General features: G+C 41.7%; 1 protein-coding gene. It reads right to left on the reverse strand.

What is annotated here, in order from left to right; all coding sequences use genetic code 11:
- The coding region (locus tag PV763_RS17700; protein ID WP_420938299.1) for an IS5-like element ISAba23 family transposase at positions 1-749 on the reverse strand (749 nt) is incomplete at its 3' end.
- Between the last annotated feature and the right edge of the window lie 84 nt (positions 750-833).

Raw genomic sequence — 833 nt, forward strand, 5'->3', positions numbered from 1 at the left:
TTTTTTATCGGTGGTTCATGCTCGGCAAGGTAGTCATCATGGGCTTGGCTTTTATACGCACTGTCAGCATACACGGCTGATTCATCATCTGTTAACAGCGTGGTAAAACATTGGGAATCATGGACATTGGCAGGGGTAGTTTCAACCTTTTTGACAAAGCTGTCTTCATCACAGTTGAGATGAATTTTAAAGCCGTAGGTGGTTTTTACTTTACCTGTACTGTCTTTTTTACTGACATAGGCGGCTTCGTTATCTTGGGTATTGTCGGTGTGTTTGCCTTTCTTAGGTCGTTTGTTTTTAGCTTCAACGATACTGGCATCGATGATGCTGACACTGCCCGCTTTGATAAAAATGTTTTGTTGGGCTAGTTGCTCATTGATTTGGTTGAACAATGGTTCAATCAGTCTAAGCTCACCTAGGTGTTTGTGGTATCGCCAAATGGTGCTATGGTCGGGTACATCATCCGTTAATGATAGGCCAACAAAGCGACGAAATAGTAAGTCTCGTGCCAGTTGTTTTTCCATGGCTGGATCCGATAGGTTATAGAGTTTTTGTAAGAGTAATACTTTAAACATGATGACAGGGTGAAAGGCAGATTCCCCACGCTCACTGCTATGAACGTGGCGTAAGGTTTGCTCGATAGTTTGCCAGTCAATTAGGTTGTGTAGTTCATCTAATTCTTCGATGGCTTTGTGAGCGTTAATGAGACTGTCTGCTAGGGAGAGTTGCCCTGTTTGTTTCCATGCCATAGTCGTGTTTTTTGCTAGGTGATTGATTTTATTGTATTATACCAATTTAATGAACTTTTGTGTGTTTATTCGTGCAAAGGTTTC

The organism is Acinetobacter sp. AS5, from assembly GCF_048957595.1.
Lineage (GTDB): Bacteria > Pseudomonadota > Gammaproteobacteria > Pseudomonadales > Moraxellaceae > Acinetobacter.